The following is a 5,544-nucleotide window of genomic DNA, read 5'->3' as shown; positions in this document are numbered from 1 at the left end:
TGCGGTGGTGTGCTACTCTCCCACACCCTGTCGGGTGCAGTACCATCGCCGTGCCAGGTCTTAGCTTCCGGGTTCGGAATGGGACCGGGCGTCTCCCCTGGGCCATGACCGCCGCAAAACCTTGAAATCATCACCCCGCGTGCGGGGTGGCTGGTGGCGGTTTGGGAACCGGCTAGCGGACGCGTCGTGTCTTCGTGTCGATCGCAGTGTGAACGATGTGCTCCGTGCTGTCCGGGATGAATCGCATGGGATCCTTCCGGGAACCCGATCCGAAAAGGGATCGGATTGTGTTGTCGTTCGTCCGTTAGTACCGGTCAGCTCCACCCCTCGCGGGGCTTCCACGTCCGGCCTATCAACCACGTGTTCTCCATGGGGACTACACACGCTAACGCGTGACGGAATGCTTATCTTGGAGAGGGCTTCCCGCTTAGATGCTTTCAGCGGTTATCCCATCCGAACGTAGCCAACCAGCCGTACCCTTGGCAGGATAACTGGCATACCAGAGGTTCGTCCACCCAGGTCCTCTCGTACTATGGGCAGGGCTCCTCAACATTCCAACGAGCGCAGAGGATAGAGACCAAACTGTCTCACGACGTTCTGAACCCAGCTCGCGTGCCGCTTTAATCGGCGAACAGCCGAACCCTTGGGACCTGCTCCAGCCCCAGGATGCGACGAGCCGACATCGAGGTGCCAAACCATCCCGTCGATATGGACTCTTGGGAATGATCAGCCTGTTATCCCCGGGGTACCTTTTATCCGTTGAGCGATGCCGCGCCCGTGCGCCGGCACCGGATCACTATCTCCGACTTTCGTCCCTGCTCGACCCGTCGGTCTCACAGTCAAGCCCGCTTGTGCGATTGCACTCGACACCCGATTGCCAACCGGGCTGAGCGGACCTTTGAGCGCCTCCGTTACTCTTTGGGAGGCAACCGCCCCAGTTAAACTACCCGCCAGGCACTGTCCCTGACCAGGATGACTGGTCGAGGTTAGACGCCAGATGAAGACAGAGCGGTATTTCAACGACGGCTCCACACGGGCTGGCGCCCATGCTTCGAAGCCTCCCGCCTATGCTACACAGTCCACACCTAACGACAATACCAAGGTATAGTAAAGGTCCCGGGGTCTTTTCGTCCTTCTGCGCTTAACGAGCATCTTTACTCGTACTGCAATTTCGCCGAGCTCCTGGTCGAGACAGTGGGGAAGTCGTTACGCCATTCGTGCAGGTCGGAACTTACCCGACAAGGAATTTCGCTACCTTAGGATGGTTATAGTTACCACCGCCGTTTACCGGGGCTTGAATTCACCGCTTCGCCGAAGCTGACGGATCCTCTTAACCTTCCGGCACCGGGCAGGCGTCAGTGCATATACAGCGGCTTGCGCCTTCGCATGCACCTGTGTTTTTGGTAAACAGTCGCTACCCCCTGGCCTGTGCCACCCCCAACGGCTCCCCTCGCAAGGAGGATCACCACCGGGGGTCTCCCTTAAACCGAAGGAACGGGAGCAATTTGCCGAGTTCCTTGACCAGGATTCGCTCGATCGCCTTGGCATTCTCTGCCTGACCACCAGTGTCGGTTTCGGGTACGGGCGGCAACGGCCCTCACGCCGAAGCTTTTCTCGGCAGCATGGGATCACCGGATTCGGGTCAGAAGACCCCCATCATCACGCCTCACCATACACGCACCCCGGATTTGCCTGGGATGCTGGCCACACGCTTGACCACGGAAAACCACCTCCGCGGCCGGCTACCCTCCTGCGTCACTCCTGCGCTCTCCTACTACGGCTACGGTCCCAACGCCGACCCCCATCCGCCACCCGAAGGAGGCATCAGAGGGAAGACGAGGTTAGTACTCGCCGCCTCGGACCTGTCGGTCCGCCGCCGGTACGGGAATATCAACCCGTTCATCCATTCGACTACGCCTGTCGGCCTCGCCTTAGGACCCGACTCACCCAGGGACGATGAACGTGGCCCTGGAACCCTTGGTCATCCGGCGCGGGGGATTGTCACCCCCGTCTCGCTACTCATGTCTGCATTCTCACTCCCATACGGTCCACCACAGGCTTACGCCGCGGCTTCACCCCATACAGGACGCTCTCCTACCCAGTGACACGAAGTCACTGCCGCGTCTTCGGTGGCGTGCTTGAGCCCCGCTACATTGTCGGCGCAGGACCACTAGACCAGTGAGCTGTTACGCACTCTTTCAAGGATGGCTGCTTCTGAGCCAACCTCCTGGCTGTCTATGCGACCCCACATCCTTTCCCACTTAGCACGCGCTTCGGGACCTTAGACGACGATCTGGGCTGTCTCCCTCTCCACGACGAAGCTTATCCCCCGCCGGGTCACTGCCGGAATACACTTCACAGGTATTCGGAGTTTGGCTGCTGTTGGTACCCTATACGGGCCCGCAAGCATCCAGTAGCTCTACCCCCTGGAAGCAATCAACCGACGCTGCACCTAAATGCATTTCGGAGAGAACCAGCTATCACGGAATTTGATTGGCCTTTCACCCCTAACCCCAAGTCATCCCCCCAGTTTTCAACCTAGGTGGGTCCGGTCCTCCACGCGGTCTTACCCGCGCTTCAACCTGCTCAGGGCTAGATCATCCCGCTTCGGGTCCAGGGCACGCGACTCAAACGCCTTTTAAGACTCGCCTTCGCTACGCGTACGCCACACGGCTTACGCTCGCCACGCACCACTGACTCGCAGACTCATTTTTCGATAGGCACGCCGTCACCCCTCAAGGCTCCGACGGTTTGTAAGCGCATGGTTTCAGATACTATTTCACTCCCCTCCCGGGGTACTTTTCACCTTTCCCTCACGGTACTCGTACGCTATCGGTCACACGGGAATATTCAGGCTTATCCAACGGTCTGGACGGATTCACGCGGGATTCCACGAGTCCCGCGCTACTTGGGAGAACATATCGACGGGCCAGGAGCTGCCGGCTACGGGGCCATCACCCTCTACGGCCGGGAATTCAATCCCGTTCGCCTGACTCCTGACTTTATCACCGCCGCCGGGCTCGTCGGCACCCGGACAACGCTTCCCACGACACCGCGAACGCAACCCCCGACGGGTATCACACGAACACGGTTTAGCCATCATCCGCTTTCGCTCGCCACTACTCACGGAATATCCTTTCCTGCAGGTACTGAGATGTTTCACTTCCCTGCGTACCCCCCGCACGAATGCGGTGACAGCCCACAACGACTGCCGGGTTCCCCCATTCGGACACCCTCGGATCAAAGCCTGGTCGGCGGCTCCCCGAGGCCTATCGCGGCCCCCCACGTCCTTCATCGGTCCCGTGTGCCAAGGCATCCACCATACGCCCTTCAAGACAACACGCAACACACAACGCATTGCATGCGCCCGAAGAACCCAGCGAACATCCGGACAACACATCATCACACAAATGATCACAAAACGATCGACCGAGCCACATGAAAAACCACATGGCCCGACGAAAAATCACAGCAAGCCACACCACCCGAAGGCGACATGACCTGCTCGCGTCCACTATCCAGTTCTCAAACAACCACCCCACAACCAGCAGGACAACACCCCACACGGAATGCCGACCCGACCGGCCGAGGACCCGAAACCACCCACCAGGGAAAACCCCTGGGGTCGCGGTCCGGGAACCCAACAGCGCGTCCCATACACCTAAGCAATGACCGTAACCACACCAGCACGCCCCATCTTGCCTACCCACGGGAACATCCCACGGGCGCGGGGCACGGACGACCACCAGAACCAGTGATCGATTTTCACAAGAATCTCCGTAGAAAGGAGGTGATCCAGCCGCACCTTCCGGTACGGCTACCTTGTTACGACTTAGTCCCAATCACGAGCCTCACCTTAGACGGCTCCATCCCTTGCGGGTTAGGCCACCGGCTTCGGGTGCTGCCCACTTTCATGACTTGACGGGCGGTGTGTACAAGGCCCGGGAACGCATTCACCGCGGCGTTGCTGATCCGCGATTACTAGCGACTCCACCTTCACGGAGCCGAGTTGCAGGCTCCGATCCGAACTGAGACCGGTTTTCAGGGATCCGCTCCGGCTCACACCATCGCATCCCGCTGTACCGGCCATTGTAGCATGCGTGAAGCCCTGGACGTAAGGGGCATGATGATCTGACGTCATCCCCACCTTCCTCCGAGTTAACCCCGGCGGTCCCCCGTGAGTTCCCGGCATAATCCGCTGGCAACACGGGGCGAGGGTTGCGCTCGTTGCGGGACTTAACCCAACATCTCACGACACGAGCTGACGACGACCATGCACCACCTGTGAACCCGCCCCGAAGGGAAGCCACATCTCTGCGGCGGTCGGGAACATGTCAAGCCCAGGTAAGGTTCTTCGCGTTGCATCGAATTAATCCGCATGCTCCGCCGCTTGTGCGGGCCCCCGTCAATTTCTTTGAGTTTTAGCCTTGCGGCCGTACTCCCCAGGCGGGACGCTTAACGCGTTAGCTCCGACACGGAACCCGTGGAATGGGCCCCACATCCAGCGTCCACCGTTTACGGCGTGGACTACCAGGGTATCTAATCCTGTTCGCTCCCCACGCTTTCGCTCCTCAGCGTCAGTAACGGCCCAGAGACCTGCCTTCGCCATTGGTGTTCCTCCCGATATCTACACATTCCACCGTTACACCGGGAATTCCAGTCTCCCCTACCGCACTCCAGCCCGCCCGTACCCGGCGCAGATCCACCGTTAAGCGATGGACTTTCACACCGGACGCGACGAGCCGCCTACGAGCCCTTTACGCCCAATAATTCCGGACAACGCTTGCGCCCTACGTATTACCGCGGCTGCTGGCACGTAGTTAGCCGGCGCTTATTCGAAAGGTACACTCACTCACGCTTGCTCCCAATCAAAAGCGGTTTACAACCCGAAGGCCGTCATCCCGCACGCGGCGTCGCTGCATCAGGCTTTCGCCCATTGTGCAATATTCCCCACTGCTGCCTCCCGTAGGAGTCTGGGCCGTATCTCAGTCCCAATGTGGCCGGTCGCCCTCTCAGGCCGGCTACCCGTCGAAGCCATGGTAGGCCATTACCCCACCATCAAGCTGATAGGACGCGACCCCATCCCATACCAGTAAAACCCTTTCCCACACCCCCATGCAGGAGCGCGGAACATCCGGCATTACCACCCGTTTCCAGGAGCTATTCCGGAGTACGGGGCAGGTTGGTCACGCATTACTCACCCGTTCGCCACTCTCACCCGCCAGCAAGCTGACAGGATCCCGTTCGACTTGCATGTGTTAAGCACGCCGCCAGCGTTCGTCCTGAGCCAGAATCAAACCCTCCACAAAAAACCTTCATGAAGAGCCAAAAAACATGACTCGAAAAAAAGAAAAGAAAAAGACAGACAAAACACCAACCAGCCACCAACCGGCAGCCGATCAATGCTCGCACAATCCTTCCAAAAAACCCGACCACAATCACAGCCCCTCTCGAGGCACTCCAAAAACAGGAGCCATGGCCGGACTGGCAATCAAAACTTAGTAGTACAAAACACGCTCTTGAGTTCTCAAACCACCACCACAC

Annotated in this window: 3 rRNA genes; all 3 read right to left on the bottom strand. The window is 59.0% G+C overall.

From position 1 onward, the window contains the following. Positions 1 to 116, bottom strand: a 5S ribosomal RNA gene (gene rrf / locus D2E23_RS11405); the annotation flags it as partial. A 168-nt stretch (positions 117 to 284) separates the two neighbouring features. Beyond that, positions 285 to 3,343: ribosomal RNA gene (locus D2E23_RS11400) — 23S ribosomal RNA — on the bottom strand. A 440-nt stretch (positions 3,344 to 3,783) separates the two neighbouring features. Further along, positions 3,784 to 5,309, bottom strand: a 16S ribosomal RNA gene (locus D2E23_RS11395). Between the last annotated feature and the right edge of the window lie 235 nt (positions 5,310 to 5,544).

The sequence above is a fragment of the Bifidobacterium callimiconis genome, from assembly GCF_003952005.1.
In the GTDB taxonomy this organism is placed as follows: Bacteria; Actinomycetota; Actinomycetes; order Actinomycetales; family Bifidobacteriaceae; genus Galliscardovia; species Galliscardovia callimiconis.
Note: the sequence above shows the minus strand (reverse complement) of the source record. Positions and strands in the feature narration are given on the sequence as shown.